Annotated in this window: 19 protein-coding genes; 10 read left to right on the forward strand and 9 right to left on the reverse strand. The window is 31.6% G+C overall.

All coding sequences use genetic code 11. The features are described 5' to 3' along the window. Positions 1–14 precede the first annotated feature (14 nt). The 6 genes from V6624_RS16930 to V6624_RS16955 all read left to right on the forward strand — a co-directional run bounded on the left by V6624_RS16930 (position 15) and on the right by V6624_RS16955 (position 5,267). Positions 15–383 carry a BlaI/MecI/CopY family transcriptional regulator gene (locus V6624_RS16930; RefSeq protein ID WP_111284012.1) on the forward strand — a complete coding sequence of 123 codons (369 nt, stop codon included), beginning with the start codon at positions 15–17 and terminating at the stop codon, positions 381–383. Positions 384–393: 10 nt separating this feature from the next. After that, positions 394–2,241, forward strand: a complete 1,848-nt coding sequence (locus V6624_RS16935) for a M56 family metallopeptidase (protein WP_111284014.1) — start codon at positions 394–396, stop codon at positions 2,239–2,241. An 83-nt stretch (positions 2,242–2,324) separates the two neighbouring features. After that, a complete protein-coding gene (locus tag V6624_RS16940) occupies positions 2,325–3,758 on the forward strand; it encodes a serine hydrolase (RefSeq protein WP_338839481.1) in 1,434 nt (477 codons plus the stop codon). 81 nt (positions 3,759–3,839) lie between these two features. Beyond that, positions 3,840–3,983 (forward strand): SsrA-binding protein, encoded by a 144-nt coding sequence (locus V6624_RS16945; RefSeq protein WP_111284020.1) that lies wholly within the window; start codon positions 3,840–3,842, stop codon positions 3,981–3,983. Between the two features lie 63 nt (positions 3,984–4,046). Beyond that, the gene (locus tag V6624_RS16950; protein ID WP_338839482.1) at positions 4,047–4,892 is read left to right on the forward strand and encodes a DMT family transporter; all 846 of its coding nucleotides are present in this window, start codon (positions 4,047–4,049) and stop codon (positions 4,890–4,892) included. Positions 4,893–4,901: 9 nt separating this feature from the next. Next, entirely contained in the window at positions 4,902–5,267 is a 366-nt protein-coding gene (locus V6624_RS16955) for a hypothetical protein (RefSeq protein ID WP_338839483.1), read from the forward strand. A gap of 62 nt (positions 5,268–5,329) precedes the next feature. Here V6624_RS16955 and V6624_RS16960 read toward each other — a convergent pair whose 3' ends face one another. After that, positions 5,330–5,884: a fasciclin domain-containing protein gene (locus V6624_RS16960; protein WP_338839484.1), complete on the reverse strand. Its 555-nt coding sequence runs from the start codon at positions 5,882–5,884 to the stop codon at positions 5,330–5,332. A 213-nt stretch (positions 5,885–6,097) separates the two neighbouring features. Between V6624_RS16960 and V6624_RS16965 the strand changes: the two genes are divergently transcribed. From V6624_RS16965 to V6624_RS16975, 3 genes are read left to right on the forward strand one after another with little or no spacing between them, the layout of a single operon-like run. Next, positions 6,098–6,622, forward strand: a complete 525-nt coding sequence (locus V6624_RS16965; protein WP_338839485.1) for an ExbD/TolR family protein — start codon at positions 6,098–6,100, stop codon at positions 6,620–6,622. Positions 6,623–6,650: 28 nt separating this feature from the next. Beyond that, the gene (locus tag V6624_RS16970; protein WP_111284030.1) at positions 6,651–7,178 is read left to right on the forward strand and encodes an ExbD/TolR family protein; all 528 of its coding nucleotides are present in this window, start codon (positions 6,651–6,653) and stop codon (positions 7,176–7,178) included. Between the two features lie 23 nt (positions 7,179–7,201). Further along, on the forward strand, positions 7,202–7,726 hold the full coding sequence (locus tag V6624_RS16975) for an ExbD/TolR family protein (RefSeq protein WP_111284032.1): 525 nt from the start codon (positions 7,202–7,204) through the stop codon (positions 7,724–7,726). A gap of 132 nt (positions 7,727–7,858) precedes the next feature. Here V6624_RS16975 and rpsA read toward each other — a convergent pair whose 3' ends face one another. From rpsA to V6624_RS17015, 8 genes are all read right to left on the reverse strand, one after another. Further along, complete coding sequence (gene rpsA / locus V6624_RS16980) at positions 7,859–9,634, reverse strand: 30S ribosomal protein S1 (RefSeq protein WP_026728756.1); 1,776 nt, start codon at positions 9,632–9,634, stop codon at positions 7,859–7,861. Between the two features lie 366 nt (positions 9,635–10,000). Continuing rightward, positions 10,001–10,915, reverse strand: a complete 915-nt coding sequence (locus V6624_RS16985; RefSeq protein WP_338839486.1) for a hypothetical protein — start codon at positions 10,913–10,915, stop codon at positions 10,001–10,003. Positions 10,916–10,925: 10 nt separating this feature from the next. Then, positions 10,926–12,302, reverse strand: a complete 1,377-nt coding sequence (locus V6624_RS16990) for a nucleoside permease (protein ID WP_111284036.1) — start codon at positions 12,300–12,302, stop codon at positions 10,926–10,928. A gap of 67 nt (positions 12,303–12,369) precedes the next feature. Then, the gene (gene cmk, locus V6624_RS16995) at positions 12,370–13,062 is read right to left on the reverse strand and encodes a (d)CMP kinase (protein WP_111284038.1); all 693 of its coding nucleotides are present in this window, start codon (positions 13,060–13,062) and stop codon (positions 12,370–12,372) included. A 239-nt stretch (positions 13,063–13,301) separates the two neighbouring features. Further along, positions 13,302–13,907 carry a murein L,D-transpeptidase catalytic domain-containing protein gene (locus V6624_RS17000; protein WP_338839487.1) on the reverse strand — a complete coding sequence of 202 codons (606 nt, stop codon included), beginning with the start codon at positions 13,905–13,907 and terminating at the stop codon, positions 13,302–13,304. A 4-nt stretch (positions 13,908–13,911) separates the two neighbouring features. After that, complete coding sequence (gene porQ, locus V6624_RS17005) at positions 13,912–14,931, reverse strand: type IX secretion system protein PorQ (RefSeq protein ID WP_111284042.1); 1,020 nt, start codon at positions 14,929–14,931, stop codon at positions 13,912–13,914. Positions 14,932–15,134: 203 nt separating this feature from the next. After that, positions 15,135–17,588 (reverse strand): endopeptidase La, encoded by a 2,454-nt coding sequence (lon, locus tag V6624_RS17010; RefSeq protein ID WP_111284044.1) that lies wholly within the window; start codon positions 17,586–17,588, stop codon positions 15,135–15,137. Between the two features lie 260 nt (positions 17,589–17,848). Then, entirely contained in the window at positions 17,849–18,532 is a 684-nt protein-coding gene (locus V6624_RS17015; protein ID WP_111284046.1) for a hypothetical protein, read from the reverse strand. 163 nt (positions 18,533–18,695) lie between these two features. Here V6624_RS17015 and V6624_RS17020 point away from each other — a divergent pair, with 163 nt between their 5' ends. After that, positions 18,696–19,250: a sigma-70 family RNA polymerase sigma factor gene (locus V6624_RS17020; RefSeq protein ID WP_338839488.1), complete on the forward strand. Its 555-nt coding sequence runs from the start codon at positions 18,696–18,698 to the stop codon at positions 19,248–19,250. Positions 19,251–19,257: the final 7 nt, after the last annotated feature.

A 19,257-nucleotide genomic window follows, 5' to 3' on the forward strand; every position in this document is an offset into this window, starting at 1 on the left:
TTAAAATATAAAGGATGCAAAAACTAACCAACAAAGAAGAAGAAATCATGCATATTTTATGGAAGCTGAAAAAAGCTTTTGTAAAAGAAATTCAAGCAGAGATTTTAGAAGATCAGCCGCATTACAATACTTTGTCAACCATTGTTCGTAATCTGGAAGAGAAAGGTTATGTTGCTCACAATGCTTATGGAAATACTCATCAATATTATCCAGCTGTAAGCATTGAAGATTATCGAAAAGGCTTTATGAGTACTGCAATAGACAATTATTTTAATAGTTCTTATAAAAGCATGGTTTCGTTTTTTGCTAAAGAAGAGAAAATTTCAGCAGATGAGTTACGCGAAATCTTAGATATGATAGAAAATCCAAAAGAAGGTAAATAATCAAAATATTATGGAAGCACTTTTCATTTTTATCTTAAAATCAAGCGGGTTGTTGGCAATGTTCTATTTTGCTTACATTTTGTTACTTCGCAAAGAAACTTTTTTTAACAGCAGCCGTTGGTTTTTAATCGCCGGATTAATTACTTCTGTTGTACTTCCTTTCGTAGTCTATACCAAAGTAATTTGGGTCGAAGCTCCGCCGACACTGGCTCCAGACCCTGTTGTCGTGAGAAATACTGTTGAAAATATTCCAACTTCAAATCATGATGTTATTGCGTATGAACCTCAGTACAAACCAACAACAATAAATGTCGTTGAAGAAGAAAGTTTTGAAATCAATTGGGATTTAGTTTTAGCTCTTGCGTACGGAATTGGTTTCTTGGCTTTCATGACCAAATTTGCACTTGATTTTTACAGTTTAAACTCTGTTTTAAAAGGGAAAAAAGTAGAACAGCAAGATGATTTTAAATTTATTGACGTCAATGAAAATATTGCTCCTTTTTCTTATTTTGATTACATTGTGTATAACTCATCACTATACACGGCTGCAGAATTAGAAAACATTTTAGAACATGAAAAAGTGCACAGCGATCAAAAACACACCGTTGATGTTTTAATTTCTAGAATATTCTGTATCCTATTTTGGTTTAACCCAATTGTATGGCTTTACAAAAAAGCTATTTTGCAAAATCTTGAATTTATTGCCGATAGTGAAGCTGCGAAGAAAATATCGGACAAAAAAGCGTATCAATACACGCTTTTAAAAATAACAACACATGAAACTTGTGTTGCAATCACCAATCATTTTTATCAATCATTAATCAAAAAACGAATTGTTATGTTAAACAAAAATCAATCAAACAAAAGAAATTACTGGAAATATTCGGCAGTAATTCCTGCTCTTGGTGCATTTATTCTTTTATTTCAAATAAAGACAATTGCTCAAGAAAAAAAACAAGATGATGTCGCAATCATAAAAAGAGACACCGTTAAAGATTCTGACGAAACTATCAAGATAACAAAAAATACAACTGATAAAGAGTTAAACGAATTACCAGGGAAATTAAAAGCAAATCATAATCTTGATGTAGAAATCTCTGATGTAAAAAGAAATACGAAAGAAGAGTTAACTGCAATTCAGATCAAAGTAAAATCAGATTCTGGTAAAAAACAAACGATCAAAATTGACGGAGACCAAGCTATAAAAGATTGCGAGCTTGCTATTGGAACTGACGAAAATGGAGCAAAAGCTATTGTTATCAATACTGATAAAAACTTTAGAACACCGATAATTATCAGAAATGAGAGAGTAATTGTTCGTAACGGAGATATTGTTCCTCCAACACCTCCATCTCCACCTTCATTTCCTTCAGGACCACTGCCTCCTGCTCCAGCAATAGACATGTCAAAAATGCCAAAACCTCCAGTTGCACCAAAGAATCCAAATGATAAGGTAGCGATGAGTAAATTTGAAAAAGAAATGGAAGCATTCGAAAAGCAGATGGAATCATTTGAGCCTCAAATGGACGCTTATGAAAAACAAATTGAAGCTATCATGTCTCAAAGATCAGCTGATTATGAAAAAGAAATGGCGAAATATGAAATCGCTATGGAAAAATTCAGTGCTAACATGGAGAAATTCAATTATGACTTTAAATTCAAATTTGGAGATAACTCTCAAGATTACGAAAATAGCATGAAGGAATACGAGCAAGACATGAAGCAATATGAGCTTGACATGAAACAGCACGAAAAAGATATGAAACAACATGCTAAAGATATGAAGCAACACGCTAAAGACATGAAACAGCATGAAAAAGACATGAAAGCTTGGGAAAAAGAAAATAAAAAAGCTTAATTATTTAATTCTCAACAGAAAAACCAGTGCTTAAACCACTGGTTTTTCTATTTATTATTTCAGTAAAAACAAAAATCTCGCGCATGAAAAAAAATATTTCAATTTTATTCTTGTGTCTAAGTTTTTCAATACTAGCGCAAAAAAATACCGTTGATAAAAGCATTTTTATTGCAATGGATAAAACTGCTTCAATACTTTCTAATAAATCAAAAGCGAATTCTATCTCAATTGGCGTTGTCAGAAATGGAAAAACATATACCAGACATTACGGAGAAATTGACAAAGGAAAAGAAAATATAGCCAATAATAATACGGTTTTTGAAGTCGCATCTATTACTAAATTATTTACTGGATTACTTGCTGCTCAGGCAGTTTTAGAAGGAAAACTAAATCCCGATGATGATATTAGAAAATATATTACAGGTTCTTACGCGAACTTAGAATATAATGGAACACCAATTACAATAAAAGATTTGGTTTCTTTTAGAACTGGTTTTGACAAAGATCTTCCAGATAATTCCGAGTTAAGAAAAAACAGAAATGACAGCAGTTATTTAGCATTCAAAAAAATGGATGAGAATTACACTCGTAAAAACTTCTTTGAGGATCTTAAAACCATTAAATTAGACACTTTACCTGGAACTAAATTTAAATACAGCAATGGAAGTCTTAATTTGACAGCACATATTTTAGAAAATGTTTATCAGAAAAGTTACGAAACACTTTTAAAGGAAAATATTTTTTCAAAGTTGGATATGCAATCAAGCGGCATAAATTTAAGTCCTAATACTTTAATCGCCAATGGCTATGATTTGAAAGGAGTTTTAATGCCGACGATTTCAGATAATCTTTGGGGAGCTGCAGGAAGATTAAAATCTACTTTAAGTGACTTGACCAAATTTATTAGTTATGAATTAAATACAAAAAATAAAATTGTACAAGAATCTCAACGAAATCTATTAAACAGTCCAACAACTTGGAACGGTTATTTTTGGGATTATATTCAAGTCGACGAAAACGGTAAAAACTGTTGGAAACATGGCGGTGCATTTGGTACTCAAAATATGCTAGTTATTTATCCGGAACGTCAATTAGGAATTTCAATTATTGTAAATATAAGTGACGAAAGCACTGCAAATGCATTAGGCGAGGCAATTGTTAGACTCTCTAATGATTTATTGAGTGAAAACAAAAAGCAAACTGGAATTTACGGTTATAAAATCATAGCTGATAATGTTGTCTTTGTTTATGAGCATGATAAAAACTTAGATCCTAATTTAGTTAAAAGTGTCTCAATCGCTGGTTCCTTTGACAAATGGAATCCCAACGACAAAGATTTTCAAATGATTCAGAAAAGCAAAAATACATTTGAACTATCGATTCCGAAATCACAGTTTGAAAAAGACAAAACGCATCTTTTTAAGTTTGTCATTAATAAAACAGGTTGGATGGAAGCTCCAAAAAATGCTATAAATCGACAAACTGAGGGAGACGAAAACCTCATTCTAAAAATCTAGATACTTTTTACATTTTACTGCTTAAAAGACTTTGTTTCAAACACAAAGTCTTTTTTATATCTTTGCCGAAACAAATCTACTATGTATAAATTATTAGCTAAACTAAACAAACTACTTTTGCCAAGCTTTACCAAACAAGGTTTAGATATTTCTAAAGCAAAGAAATGGCAGATGGCTATTATTGGTTATCGCGCTTATGTCACTAAAAGAGCTTTAAGCAATTAATTTAGAATACATTTTTATTTATCCGACAGAAATTAAGCGTTTTATGATTCTGTCTTACTTTTTATGAAAAACAGAGAAATCAGCCTACCTCCTGTTCCTGCGGTATTATTAGCAATTATAAGTGTGCAATGTGGAGCAGCAATTGCAAAAACTTTATTTCCTGCAATTGGCGCGGCAGACACAGCATCTATACGAATTGGCGTTTCTGCATTAATTTTATTATTAGCTTACAGACCTAATTTTAAGGCTGTAACAGCAAAACAATGGAAAATTGTAATTCCGTATGGCCTGTCTCTAGGCGCAATGAATTTGATTTTTTACTTCGCTATAGAAAAAATCCCAATCGGACTTGCTGTAACACTAGAATTTGTTGGTCCTTTACTATTAGCAATAGCGGGTTCAAAACGTTTAGTTGATTATTGCTGGGTTTTATTGGCCGCAATAGGAATTTTACTAATTGCTCCTTGGACAAATGATAGTTTGAATCCGATAGGAATTATCTGTGCGCTTTTAGCTGGAGCATTTTGGAGTACTTATATAGTTTTAGGCGGAAAGATTTCTCAAATAATGAATGATGGTGATGCCGTTTCAACGGGAATGTTGTTTGCAGCGCTTTTAGTTTTACCATTTGGCTTTCTAGAAAATGGCTTAACCAATCTTACTCCAAAACTTTTCGGAATGGGTATTGCTCTTGCGCTGTTATCAAGTGCAATTCCGTTTACATTAGAGATGAAAGCTTTAGGTCAGCTTCCTCCACGTACTTTTAGTATTTTAATGAGCTTAGAACCTGCTGCCGCTTCTATTTGTGCTTTTATTTTCCTTCATGAAAATTTGAATTTCAACGAAATTTTGGCTGTAGTTTGTGTTATAATTGCTTCTGCAGGAAGTACATTAACCGCGAAAAAATAACTATCCCAAATGAAAAATAATTTTCTGCAATTCATTAAAGTTACAAACGGAATATTTTTCATTTCTATTCTAATCTGGTTATTATTCTGGCTTAAAACTGATGGAATTGGTGACTTAAGAAATCTAACTATTATACTTTATTTGTTATTTGCTTCTGAGATTTTTGTTTTGATTTGCAGTACTATTTTCTACTTTCTCACAAAAAACATGCTTACATTAAAAGAGCAAATAAAATACACTTTAATAATTTTAATTTTCGTTATAGATTTCTTCTGTTTAGCACAAGGTGCGGTAATGGATAGATCTGTTCTTGTCTTTTTGTTTGCTATCAATACCTTTTCAATTTTATACATAGTAAAAGATAGATTTTTATAAAAAAGCCCTCTAGAAAATCTAAAGGACTTTTTATTGTAGGCAAACTATTCTGGAGATTTTATTTATTTTTTCGGAAGCAGCACAGCATCAATTACATGTATCACACCATTTGACTGATTTACATCAGAAATTGTAACTTTTGCTTTGTTTCCATTTTCATCACTGATATATAAATCTTTTCCTTTCATCCATGCGGTTAATGTTCCGCCACTAACCGTTTTAAGAGACGCTTTTCCTTTTCCTTCTTTAATTGCATCTGCAATATTATTCGAATTCAGTTTGCCACTTACAACATGATAGGTTAAGATCGTTTGAAGTTTCTTTTTGTTTTCTGGTTTCAATAATGTTTCTACAGTTCCCTTTGGCAATTTATCAAAGGCTGCATTTGTTGGGGCAAAAACGGTGAATGGTCCTTTTCCTTGTAAAGTTTCAACCAAATCAGCTGCTTTTACTGCAGCAACCAATGTTGTATGATCCTTTGAATTAACGGCGTTTTCAATTATGTTTTTATTTGGATACATCGCTGCGCCACCAACCATAACTGATTTTTGAGCATTTGATGTAAATGCAAATCCTAAAGCTAAAACAGCAAGAGCTAAAAATTTTCTAGTTTTCATATTTAATGATTTTAAGTTATAAGCTCATTTACGGGGATAAAGTTGTTTTGGTTTTCGCTTGAAACTAATCTTATGTAAAAAAGCGCAGATTTTCTTTTAAATTTCCAGCAAAACAAGGCATTAACGTAATTTAATATTTCTTCAAAAAAAATCTAAAATATTTACTTTTTGCATTTATTTTATTGTTAAATTTAAAAACAAAAAACATCAATTATGAAAAATTTAGCTCAAAAATTTAGAGATAGAAAATCAAATTCAAGAGTTGATTTAACTGCAATGGTTAGTGTTTCTTTTTTACTTATTTCATTTTTTATGGTTGTTAACGAATTATCAAAACCTCCAAAAATGAATTTGTATTTACCAGAGAAATATGCATGTCTAGAGAATATTGGATGTTTTAAAGCTGATCAACTTTTTACAATATTGTTAGATAAAAATGGTAAAATGATTACTTATTCAGGTTTATTAGAATTTCCATTGGAGAAACCAAAAGAGTTTAAATTTCAAAAAAATGAGATAAGACAAGAGGTGTTCCGCAAAAAGAAAGAAGTTCACGATTATATGATTTCTGAAGGAAAACCAATGAGTGGAGTAATTGTTATTATAAAGCCGAGTAAGCACTCGAACTATGGCAGTTTAGTAAATATAGTAGATGAAATGAAAATTGCTAAAATTGAAACCTATTCAATAGTTGATGATTTTACTGCAGAAGAATCAAAATTGCTAGCCTCTAATTAATATAAATTGTTTCTTAATCAAAAAGCATATGAAAAATTTACCTCAAAAAGTTAGAAGTAGAAAGTTAAATTCAAGAGTAGATTTAACTGCAATGGTTAGCGTTTCTTTTTTGCTGATTATATTTTTTATGGTCGCTCTCGAGTTACGAAAATCTAAAGTTATGGATTTAAGTTTACCAGATTATGATGCCTATACATGTGGATGGACAGGTGGCTGTGGTGAAAATAGATCTTATACAATTTTACTTGGAGATGACAACAAATTAATCTGCTATATGGGATTATTGGAAGTGCCAAAAATTGCTCCGAAAAAGTTAGAATATGGAAAAAATGGAATCAGGCAAGAGCTTTTAAAACAAAATAAAAAGATGCTCAATTATTCTGCTCAAATAGGAAGACCTGGAAGAGGAATGGTTGTTATTATTAAACCAAGCAAAAAAAGCAACTTTAAAAATCTGGTTGACATTTTGGATGAAATGGCTATTGCAGATATAAGTACATATGCAATTGTAAATGATTTTACGCCAGAAGAAGCAAAATTATTGGCTTCAAAATAATTCTTTAACTTAAATCAAGATACATGAAAAACCTACCTAAAAAAGTTAGAAGCAGAAAGTTAAATTCAAGAGTAGATTTAACCGCAATGGTTAGTGTTTCTTTCTTACTTATTATATTTTTTATGGTTGTTGGGGAACTATCGAAATCAAAAGCAATGGATCTCGCTTTACCTGAAAAAGATGTATGCAGATGGAGTCATGCATGTATCAAAGCTCATCGGGTCTATACCATATTATTAGACGACAACGATAAAATAATAACTTATTCTGGAATATTAGAATTTCCAATGGAAACGCCAAAGGAATTTAAATCTGAGAAAAATGAAATCAACCAAGAAGTATTCCGTAAAAAGAAAGAAGTTCATGACTATATGATTTCAGTAGGAAAACCAATGAATGGTGTAATTGTAATAATAAAGCCGAGTAAAAAATCAAACTACGGTAATTTAGTAAACATACTCGATCTAATGAAAGTTGCCAATATTGAAACCTATACAATAGTTGATGAATTTAGTGGAGAAGAATCAAAATTGTTAGCATCAAATTAATACTAAGTAAATATTGTTTTCAAAAAGTTCTCGACTCCGCTCGAACTGACAATTGAGGAAAAACTTGAAACCTGAAACATAAAAAAAGTCCCACATTGCTGTGGGACTTTCTATTTATAAAAAATCTAAGAATTATTTTTTCTCAGTTTTTTCCATTTTAGCTTTTAAAGCAGCTAATACATCATTGTTATCACCTAAAGTCGCTGCTGGTGCGTTTGTAGATGCAGATGCAGTAGTTTCAGCAGCAGCTTTCACGTTTTTCTCTTCTTCTTCTCTGAAGATAGCAGTGTGAGAAGCAACTACTCTTTTGAATTCTTTGTTGAATTCAATTACTTTGAAATCAGCAGTATCACCTTTTTTCAATTTCTTTCCGTCTTCTTTTTCAAGGTGACGAGTAGGAATGAAAGCAACGATATCATCTCCGAATTCTACAGTAGCTCCTTTGTCAACGATTTCAGAAATCTCACCGTTGTGGATAGTTCCTACAGCGAAAGAATCTTCGTATTGATCCCAAGGATTAGCAGTAGTTTGTTTGTGACCTAAAGATAATTTACGTCCTTCAACATCCAATTCTAATACTACAACATCAAGTTTTTCACCAACGTTTACAAACTCAGATGGGTGTTTAATTTTCTTAGTCCAAGAAAGGTCAGAAATGTAGATTAATCCATCAATTCCTTCTTCTAATTCTACGAAAATACCAAAGTTTGTAAAGTTTCTAACGATACCTGTATGTTTAGAACCTACTGGGTATTTAGAAGTAATGTCAGTCCATGGATCTTGAGTCAATTGTTTGATACCTAATGACATCTTACGATCGTCTCTATCAAGAGTTAAGATAACTGCTTCAACAACATCTCCAACTTTCACGAAGTCCTGAGCAGAACGTAAGTGAGTTGACCATGACATTTCAGAAACGTGGATTAAACCTTCAACACCTTCAGCAACTTCGATAAATGCACCGTAATCAGCGATTACAACTACTTTACCTTTAACTTTATCACCAACAGTTAAGTTAGCATCTAAAGCATCCCATGGGTGAGCGTTTAATTGTTTCAATCCTAATTGAATTCTTGTTTTCTCATCATCGAAATCAAGGATTACAACGTTTAATTTTTGGTCTAATTCAAGAACTTCACTTGGGTGGTTGATTCTACTCCAAGAAAGGTCAGTAATGTGAATTAATCCGTCAACACCACCTAAGTCAATGAACACACCATAAGAAGTAATGTTTTTAACAACACCTTCTAATACTTGTCCTTTTTGTAATTGACCGATGATCTCTTTTTTCTGTACTTCAATATCAGCCTCGATAAGAGCTTTATGAGATACAACTACGTTTTTGAATTCGTGGTTGATTTTTACCACTTTGAATTCCATCATTTTGTTTACATATACATCGTAGTCTCTAATTGGCTTAACGTCAATTTGAGATCCAGGTAAGAACGCTTCGATACCGAATACGTCAACAATCATACCTCCTTTAGTTCTACATTTAACAAAACCGTTAACGATTTCTCCAGTTTCATTAGCTGCAATAACTCTATCCCAAGATTTGATAGTACGTGCTTTTCTGTGAGATAATACTAATTGACCTGTTTTATCCTCACGGATGTCGATTAATACTTCTACTTTGTCACCTACTTTTAAATTAGGGTTGTAACGAAATTCGTTTAAAGAAATAACACCTTCAGATTTAGCATTGATATCAACGATAACGTCTCTATCTGTAATTCTAACTACAACTCCTTCAACTACTTCTTCTTGATCTGTAGCGATGAAAGTTTTTGATACTAGTTCCTCAAACTCTTGTAAGTTTTTTTCATCTACTGCATCGATTCCTTCTTGGAAGTTGTGCCAGTTAAAATTTGCTAAAAACTCTTCTTGTGATTTTGTTTGTTCAGACATGCTGATAAAAAAATTTGTATTCTGTTTTTCTCGAGTTTCTCTATGCGATAGAAAATACAGAAGTTGTTTTACATAAATGGTTGATACCTAATGGAAACTCTTCTCTGCCAAAAGGTTTGCAAAATTACTACAAATATTTGGACTTACAAAATAATTCAGTATTGATTATCAGTCATTTTGTTAAGAAGCAGAAGATTTATGGTTTTTCAAACCTTTTTGTCCCGCTTTCGCTCCTATCTTTTATGGCAAACCCTGCCATAAAAGGATATCCGCTCTATCGGGGCTAGATTAGAACTTTTAGTTTTCATAAGATCTTTAGAAACGAAAACCCGACAGGTTTTAAAAACTTGTCGGGCTTTATAGATCCTATTTTATGTTTTTTATAAAATCATCATATATTTTTAAATTTTCAAAATATTCATCTAAATGATCAACATGAACTATATCTACCCATAATTCAGTATCTCTTAACTGCTGGAAACATAATCTAAAATAATTAAGTTTACCTAGCCCATCGGAATTTAACTCCCAAAGATTTGACTCAACAACAATTACAGGATGTACAATCTCTTTATGTTTTGCATCATCAATTAAATCACAAACGATTTCTTCTACTAAATTACTTGAATTAAATAATGAATCATTTTTAATTCTTTTAATAGAGTAATCAATATCGGCCCAAAACATCTCTTCAATTGAAGATATACAACTTGACAAACTTTGTTGACATTTCCAGATTACAGAATTATCAATATCTTTAGTATTAGCAATATTTGTTTCTCTAAAAACATTATAAGCATCAATCTTGAATGCATTAAATATATAATTTGCATTTCTATAAACAATTCCATCTGGAGAACAATATAAATCTAGTTTTTTAATTATAGTATTTATATCATTTTCGCTAATCTTAGCTTTTTTCAACAATTTTCGAATCTTTTGATAATGAAATATATTATCATTACCTATCCAAAAATCCTTTAATTCATAACGCTTAGAGTTTCTCTTATTATCAACAATGATATGATAATCTTTTAAAGACTTACATTCTATTAGCAAGTTAACCCTACAACTAAAATCATCTTTAACATTCCAATACTTACTAGCAACAACATCAATTTCTTGATGTTTCTTAGAATCAAAATCAATATAATATGGAGAATGAGATACTTGCCATTTTCTTTCACTTAAAGATTCAAAAACTTTTCTTTCAAGGATAATTGAATTTACAGCACTTGATTTAAAAAGTTTATTTATTAATTGATTTTTATCTTCAATCATTACCTGATAATTAATGACTTAAATTCTCAATCTCCTTCGGATCATGTTTATGCTTAAACAAAACAGCAAAAGCAATTGCAATCACCAAGGCATAAATAGCAAATGACAACCAGATTGTATGCCAATCTTTCATTAAAACCGGGTTTGCAAAAATACCTTCAGGCGAAATTGAATTTCCTTGGCCTGTCACAAATTTAGCCATTAACTCATTTGAAGAATCCGTTTGTAAAAATCCAGCTAATTCTGTAGTTGTATGAAACGATTTTGTAAAGAAACGATCAATTGCCCAACCCGAAGTTAAACTTCCTAAAACAGCTCCTACTCCATTTGTCATCATCATAAACAAACCTTGTGCGGAAGAACGAATTTTAGAATCGGTATTGCTTTCTACGAATAAAGAACCTGAAATATTAAAGAAATCAAATGCCATTCCGTAAACAATACAAGACAAGATAATCATCCACAATCCGCTTATAGGGTCTCCAAAAGCAAATAATCCAAAACGTAAAACCCAAGCCAGCATACTAATCAACATAACTTGTTTGATTCCGAAACGTCTTAAGAAAAACGGAATTGCCAAGATAAACAGCGTTTCAGAAACCTGAGAAATTGACATAATAATAGTAGAATATTGGATTACAAATGAATCTGCATATTTTGGAAAATGTTTAAATTCATCTAAAAATACATCTCCATAAGCATTTGTCAACTGAAGCGCCCCTCCTAAAAACATAGAAAAAACAAAAAACAAAGCCATTTTATAATTTGCAAACAATTTAAAAGACTCTAATCCAAATGTTTCAATCCAAGTAGCATTTTCTTTAATCAAGCGCTGTGGTTCACATTTTGGTAAAGTAAAAGCATAAATCCCAAGAATTAAAGCACCTATTCCAGCAATATAAAACTGATATTCAGTTGCTTTGCTTCCACTTAAATTAGTAATCCACATTGCAACAATAAAACCAATTGTTCCCCAAACTCGAATTGGCGGAAAATCTTTAACGATGTTTTTATTGTTTAATTTAAGCGAAGTATAAGAAATAGAGTTACTCAAAGCAATTGTTGGCATATAACAGCACATTGCCAAAAGCATTACAATAATAAAGGTGTCTGGTGTTGTAACTTGCGCAATTCCGAACAAAACTGCAGCATATAAAATATGAAGGACTCCGTAAAGCTTTTCGGCATTTACCCATCTGTCGGCGATAATACCTGTAAGTGTAGGCATAAAAAGAGAAGCGATTCCCATTGTTCCAAAAACCAATCCAAATTGAGTTCCTTCCCAGTTTTTAGTGCCAAACCAATAATTTCCAATTGTTATAAGCCAAGCTCCCCAAACAAAAAATTGAAGAAAGCTCATTAAGATCAATCTGTTTTTAATCCCCATATAATAAATTTGTCTTTAGTAAAAATGAAGCGGTAAAACTACCATTTAAAATGAAATCTGCAAAAAATTACGCTGTTTTAACAACATCATTCACTAATTCTAGAACAGCTGCAAATTGTTCTTCTTTATTTAAGTAAGAATTATCGATCTCAATTGCATCATCAGCAATTACTAAAGGAGAATCCTCTCGATGCGTATCCATATGATCTCTTTCAACAACATTTTTCAAGACTTCTTCATAAGAAACATTGTCCCCTTTTTGCTGTAATTCATCAAAACGTCTTTGAGCTCGAGTTTCTGCACTAGCGGTCATGAATATTTTAAGTTCTGCATCCGGAAAAACAACAGTTCCAATATCTCTTCCATCCATAACAATAGCTTTGTTTTTCCCCATTTCTTGCTGTTGTTCTACTAATTTAGCACGAACCTCTGATACAGCAGCAACTTTACTAACAAAATTAGAAACTTCGATAGTTCTAATTTGTTTTTCAACATTATCACCATTTAAATACATTTCAGCAAAACCTAAATCGGGATTGAATTTAAATTCTAACTGAATTTTAGACAAATTTTCAATAAGAGCATTTTTATCAAAAAAATCAGCTCCTATAAAATTATGCTGCATAGCAAAATAAGCTACAGCACGATACATAGCACCAGTATCTACATAAACATATTCCAGTTCTTTTGCTAATTGTTTTGCAAGAGTGCTTTTGCCTGTAGATGAAAATCCGTCGATTGCAATGGTAATTTTTTTCAATTCTTTATTTTTAAATTTTTATTCTTTTTAATGACCGCTTATTCGATTAATAACAAAAGCGTCGCCAAAACTTCTACAAATGTAGCCATCTTTATTTTTATTTGGAACACCTATATTAATAATGAAATATTATTTAATTTCTCATTAACTAATGAACTTAAAAAAACTTTTTATCATCGAAAATAAATCATTTCGACAATAAAAAGTTTTATTTATTATTTCTAACTAAGAAGTTCTTTTTAATAGTAAATATCCATAATGATATTCGATTTTGAGCCATCAATTATTTTTTCTATTCTTTTGAAGAATTGCTCATTAACCATTGGACATCCGTGACTATTACTGATATAATAATCTTGCTCATCATAAGGAACTGTAGAATAATGATGAAGTACAATTGCTCTTTTCAAAGCATTATTATTAGTTTCCTCTAAACCAGCCAATCTGTATGCTTTTCCAAAAATACCTTTGTATGTTTTGCCTACTGAATACCTTCCTAATGCAGTGCAATTAGAATTAGGCATATTGCTAAATTTTAGAATTCCCTTCACACCTGTTTCAGAACCCGAACCATGAGCGACAAGACCTTGATCTACAACTTCATTTTTTTGTAAATCGTAAACAAAAAAGCGATTTTTCCCAGAAGGAACTTTCATGTCAATAAGAAAAGCAATCTTTTGATTGTATTTAGAATCAATACTAATCATGTTTTTTATATCAGCAATTCTACTGTTAATTCGTTCCATTTCTATTGTAGAAATAGCATCATCCTCTTCTTTGAAAGCAAGTTTTGAACTAGAAAAAAAACTTACAGTCACAAACAAAACCAAATAAAATAGTTTCATGTATTTATTGAAAATTTAATGTTAGACCAAAAAGGCTGGTGTTGGCCGCCAAAGTATATCTCGAATACGAATAGTTAAATCTTAACTTGTTTAATTTTAAACCGAAACCTAATGAAACTCCTGAAAAATTACGCTGTTCATCTACTCGTAACTCTTCTCCTCTTCTGAAATTATATCCTATTCGAAAATTAAATGCCTTTTTAGGAAAAAGTTCCACACCAAATGCAACGTGTCTTAAAGTATTGTTTAGAAAAGAAACTTTCTCTGGACTTGTTGATCCATCAATGTTAGTTTCGCCACGAACGGGGTTAGAAAAAGAAATATCCCATTGCTGAAGATTCTCTAATGTAAGATGCCAGCGAATAGGCACGTGTTCTAATTCTTGAGAAATACCTGCAACGATTTCAAACGGTAAATTCTCTTTGATTCCTGAGTATGTAGTAAACTGCGTACCAATGTTGCGAAATACCAATCCAAAATTTAAATTTTTCTCTTCAATTAGATATAAAAAACCTAAATCGACTGCGCCTCCTATTGAATTGTAAGTTTCTAATGAAGAAGTAATTAACTTACCGCTAGCACCAATAAAAAAATTAGTATAAGGAACATTGTAGGCATATCCGAAAGAAAGCGCACCTTCGCTTCCACTAAAGTTTGATGTAGCTTGGCCATTTTCATCATAACCCTCAAATGTACCATAGTTCACATAAGTAACACCGGCATAAAAAGTTTGATAATGCCTGTCATAAGTATAAGCATACGAAGCTGTACCGTAAGATGCCTCTCCGTAATAACTTCCATAATTCATTGCCAAGTGATTGTCCATGTCTGCGTTTATAAGTGCTGGATTAGACATAGCTTGATTAACATCTTCATCATATATTGTAATAATATCCCCTCCTAACGCCGCCTGCCTTGGTGAAGTAGTTAAATTTAAAAATTGATAGGTGTAACGCCCCCCAACTTGTCCGAAAGAAAACGAACAAATTAAAATTGTAAAAAATAAAATAACTTTCTTAAGCATTTTGTTTTGGGCGCTCCAATATGGGAATAACGCAAATACAAAGATAAAATTATATAACTTAAAAAATAATTTTTATAACTATATGAAATCTAATATTTATATCAAGTTTGAAAACTAAAATTCTAAATGTAAAAACAAAAAAAAATCCAAATCCCAATCGGTAAATTGGAATTTGGATTTTTATAATTTGAAGTTTTAAAAACTTATTTTAGTTCTTTAGCGTTTTTAACTTTTTGATCTGTCAAAGCTAGCGCCAATACTTCGCTCATTTCTTTCACATAATGAAAAGTCAAACCTTCTAAATATTCTTCTTTAATTTCATCGATGTCGCTTTTGTTTTCATGACATAAAATAATCTCCTTAATACCTGCTCTTTTTGCAGCTAAAATTTTCTCTTTAATACCGCCAACAGGCAATACTTTTCCTCTAAGAGTGATTTCGCCTGTCATAGCAAGGCTTTTCTTAACTTTCTTTTGAGTCAAAAGAGAAACTAAAGATGTCAGCATTGCAATACCGGCACTTGGTCCATCTTTTGGAGTTGCACCTTCTGGAACGTGTAAGTGAATATTGTATTTTTGGAAAAGATCTGTGCTAATGCCTAATTTCTTAGCATTTGCCTTAATATATTCTAAGGCAATAGTTGCAGATTCTTTCATTACAGTTCCTAAATTTCCTGTAATAGTCAAAGCTCCTTTTCCTTCAGAAATCAAAGATTCAATAAATAAAATATCACCTCCAACACTTGTCCAAGCCAAACCAGTTACAACACCCGCAACATCATTATTTTCATATTTATCACGCTCTAATCTTGGCACTCCTAAAATAGCTACAATATCTTCATCTGTAACTTTTTTGTTGTACTCCTCCTCCATTGCAACAGATTTTGCTGCATTTCTAATTACCTGAGCAATTTTAGTTTCTAAATTACGAACACCAGATTCTCTAGTATAGCCTTCAACGATTTTTTCTAATTGTTTTTTACCAATAATCAAATCTTTTGCAGTTAACCCGTGAGCTTCTAATTGTTTTGGAAATAAATGTCTTTTAGCAATTTCAACTTTTTCTTCAATTGTATAGCCTGACATTTTGATTACTTCCATTCTGTCTCGCAACGCAGGCTGGATCGCCGCCATATTATTTGAAGTCGCAATAAACATTACTTTAGACAAGTCATATCCCATTTCAAGGAAATTATCGTAAAAAGCACTGTTTTGCTCCGGATCTAAAACTTCTAATAAAGCTGAAGATGGATCGCCACTATTACCATTTGATAATTTATCAATCTCATCTAAAATAAATACAGGATTTGATGTTCCAGCTTTTTTCAAACTTTGAATAATACGTCCAGGCATTGCTCCAATATAGGTTTTTCTATGTCCGCGAATTTCTGCTTCGTCACGTAAACCTCCTAAAGAAATACGAACATATTCACGACCTAAAGCTTCTGCCACAGAACGACCGATAGAAGTTTTACCAACTCCTGGAGGCCCTGTTAAACATATAATTGGTGATTTCATGTCATTTCGCAATTTTAAAACTGCCAAATGTTCAATCATTCTTTTCTTAACTTCATCAAGTCCAAAATGATCTTTATCTAATATTTTCTGGGCGTGTTTCAAATCGAATTTATCTTTAGAATATTCACCCCAAGGCAATTCTAAAAACAGTTCTAAATAATTGCGCTGAATTCCAAAATCGGGAGATTGTGGATTCATACGGCGCATTTTAGATAATTCTTTCTCGAAATGTTTCTGCGTTTTTTCGTCCCATTTTTTAGTTTTCGCTTTCTGACCCATTTCATCCATTTCCTCTTCCTGAGAAACGCCACCCAATTCTTCTTGGATGGTTTTCATTTGTTGGTGAAGGAAATATTCTCTTTGTTGCTGGTCTAAGTCAAAACGAACTTTTGACTGAATATCATTCTTCAATTCTAATTTTTGAAGTTCGACATTCATATAACGCAAAGTTTCTAAAGCGCGTTCTTTTAATCCATTTATCGATAAAAGTCCTTGTTTCTCTTTTACAGATAAATTCATATTTGAAGAAACAAAATTGATTAAAAACGATTGGCTTTCAATGTTTTTAATTGCAAATGTAGCTTCAGACGGAATATTTGGACTTTCTTTTATAATCTGAATCGCTAATTCTTTTACAGAATCTAAAATAGCGGTAAATTCAGAATCATTTTCTTCAGGACGCTCTTCTGCAACTTCTTTAATAGTTGCTGTCATGTAAGGTTCTTCTAAAACAACTTCGTCGATTTCGAAGCGTTTTTTTCCTTGAAGGATAACCGTTACATTCCCGTCAGGCATTTTTAAAACACGTAAAATACGTGCTACAGTTCCTATTTTATGAATATCGTCTTTTGATGGATCTTCGTCTTCTTCATTAATTTGAGATACAACACCAATGATTTTACCACCAGCATTTGCATCATTAATCAATTTAATAGATTTATCTCTTCCAGCAGAAATTGGAATTACAACCCCAGGAAATAAAACAGTATTGCGTAAAGGTAAAATTGGAAGCGAAATAGGAAGCTCTTCATTATTCATTTCCTCCTCGTCTTCCGGCGTCAATAATGGAATTAATTCTGCCTCTGAGTCAAATTCTTGAAGTGACAGATTGTCAATAGTAAGTATTTTATGGTTTGACATAATAAAATATAAGTCGTTTTGTCATTAAAAATTTTATACTATCTGTAAAAAGAGTATGACTTATTGTAGTTTTTACTGAAAACACGTTTCGTATTTCAATTACAAGATAGGGCATAAAAATAGACAATCATTATGCCAAAACAAACTTAAAGTACAAATAATTCGAATTAAGTATTTTTAGAAAAATAATTGATTGTACAGTTTAGAAAATAAAAAACCCGAAAAAGAATTTTCGGGTTTTAAAAATGTATTTTTTAGAATTATTTTACAGAATATGAAACTAATTCTGAAGTACTTCCTGATGTTTCAAATTTAACGATTCCAACATCTTTAGCGATCCAATAGTAAGAATCAGATGAAGATGTTTGTCCTTGCATTGAAGCATCCAAATGAAATTTAAATTTAACAACATTATCATAAGTAACCTCTTTCACTTTTATACTTGTTCCTTTTTCTAAAATAGTTCCTGTATAATTTACAGTCATTTTAATAGCTGGAAAATTAGCTATGTTAAAAGTTGTTTCTTGAGAATAACTTCCTGTCCAAGTTTGATTAACTTCTAGATAATCTTTAAAAAAGATGAATTCATAACCAGTCATTTTACCAGTTATTCCTTCTGCATCATAAGTAACTTCATCAATACTTACATAATAATCTCCTTTAACCTTTTTTAATGAAGCGCCTGCTGTACCAGAAATTTCATCATTTCCTCCAAATAGCTGATTAAATTTATAATATGTATTGCCATCTTTATTTGATGAGCTTAGAATTTTTATTGTGCTTTCAGATCCATCTTGATCAAAAATCCATTGATTTCCTACTTTAGAAGGCCAGTAATCGCCTGTTGATTCGCCAGCCGTTTCACCAGAATCACTACTGCATGAAGTTAACATAAATCCTGTCATAACAAACAGGATAGTAAAGCATTTGTTTAGTTTTCTCATAATTGAATTTGTTTTTGGTATTAAAATTTTATGTGAAATTATAGCAATGAATGTATTATACCTTACGGCATTACGTAAAATCAAAAAATATTTTTTATTTTTTTATCAAAACTGTAACAAACCAAAAAAAGCCAAGTCTATATTAAAAACCAAAAGCCACTACTTGAATATAAAAAACCAAAATATCGAAGATCTAATTGCGCTTTGTAAAAACAACAACCAGAAAGCGCAGTTTGAAATATACAATCGCTATTGTAAAGCGATGTATAATGTGGCTTTTCGTATTGTAAAAGACGAACATTTTGCACAAGACGTCATGCAAGAAGGTTTCTTAAAAGCTTTTACAAAAATCAATGACTATAAACAAGAAGTGGCTTTTGGAGCATGGTTAAAAAAAATAATCATCAATTATAGTATCGATTTTTATAAAAAAAACAACTCTTTTCAAGTAGAAGATATTAGTAAACAGCTTTATAAAATTGAAGAAAATGACGGAATTATTTCTGAAAATATTGACTTAAACAGTCTAAAAGTAAAACAGGTTTTAGATACCATTCTACAGCTAAAAGACAATTACAGAATGGTGTTGACGCTTTTTTACATTGAAGGTTATGATCAAGAAGAAATCTGCGAAATTTTAAACATTACTTATGCAAATTGCAGAACGACTTTGAGCAGAGCAAAAGACAGTTTGAGAAAAAAATTGGAAGAGATATAAAATGAAT

This window comes from Flavobacterium ginsenosidimutans, assembly GCF_037478105.1.
GTDB classification, from domain to species: Bacteria; Bacteroidota; Bacteroidia; order Flavobacteriales; family Flavobacteriaceae; genus Flavobacterium; species Flavobacterium ginsenosidimutans.

What these genes read in the sequence shown, in the direction of transcription:
- V6624_RS16930 (WP_111284012.1), top strand. Translation starts at nt 15, where the DNA reads ATGCAAAAACTAACCAACAAAGAAGAAGAAATCATGCATATTTTATGG.
- V6624_RS16935 (WP_111284014.1), top strand. Translation starts at nt 394, where the DNA reads ATGGAAGCACTTTTCATTTTTATCTTAAAATCAAGCGGGTTGTTGGCA.
- V6624_RS16940 (WP_338839481.1), top strand. Translation starts at nt 2,325, where the DNA reads ATGAAAAAAAATATTTCAATTTTATTCTTGTGTCTAAGTTTTTCAATA.
- V6624_RS16945 (WP_111284020.1), top strand. Translation starts at nt 3,840, where the DNA reads ATGTATAAATTATTAGCTAAACTAAACAAACTACTTTTGCCAAGCTTT.
- V6624_RS16950 (WP_338839482.1), top strand. Translation starts at nt 4,047, where the DNA reads ATGAAAAACAGAGAAATCAGCCTACCTCCTGTTCCTGCGGTATTATTA.
- V6624_RS16955 (WP_338839483.1), top strand. Translation starts at nt 4,902, where the DNA reads ATGAAAAATAATTTTCTGCAATTCATTAAAGTTACAAACGGAATATTT.
- V6624_RS16960 (WP_338839484.1), bottom strand. Translation starts at nt 5,884, where the DNA reads ATGAAAACTAGAAAATTTTTAGCTCTTGCTGTTTTAGCTTTAGGATTT.
- V6624_RS16965 (WP_338839485.1), top strand. Translation starts at nt 6,098, where the DNA reads ATGAAAAATTTAGCTCAAAAATTTAGAGATAGAAAATCAAATTCAAGA.
- V6624_RS16970 (WP_111284030.1), top strand. Translation starts at nt 6,651, where the DNA reads ATGAAAAATTTACCTCAAAAAGTTAGAAGTAGAAAGTTAAATTCAAGA.
- V6624_RS16975 (WP_111284032.1), top strand. Translation starts at nt 7,202, where the DNA reads ATGAAAAACCTACCTAAAAAAGTTAGAAGCAGAAAGTTAAATTCAAGA.
- rpsA (WP_026728756.1), bottom strand. Translation starts at nt 9,634, where the DNA reads ATGTCTGAACAAACAAAATCACAAGAAGAGTTTTTAGCAAATTTTAAC.
- V6624_RS16985 (WP_338839486.1), bottom strand. Translation starts at nt 10,915, where the DNA reads ATGATTGAAGATAAAAATCAATTAATAAATAAACTTTTTAAATCAAGT.
- V6624_RS16990 (WP_111284036.1), bottom strand. Translation starts at nt 12,302, where the DNA reads ATGGGGATTAAAAACAGATTGATCTTAATGAGCTTTCTTCAATTTTTT.
- V6624_RS17000 (WP_338839487.1), bottom strand. Translation starts at nt 13,907, where the DNA reads ATGAAACTATTTTATTTGGTTTTGTTTGTGACTGTAAGTTTTTTTTCT.
- porQ (WP_111284042.1), bottom strand. Translation starts at nt 14,931, where the DNA reads ATGCTTAAGAAAGTTATTTTATTTTTTACAATTTTAATTTGTTCGTTT.
- lon (WP_111284044.1), bottom strand. Translation starts at nt 17,588, where the DNA reads ATGTCAAACCATAAAATACTTACTATTGACAATCTGTCACTTCAAGAA.
- V6624_RS17015 (WP_111284046.1), bottom strand. Translation starts at nt 18,532, where the DNA reads ATGAGAAAACTAAACAAATGCTTTACTATCCTGTTTGTTATGACAGGA.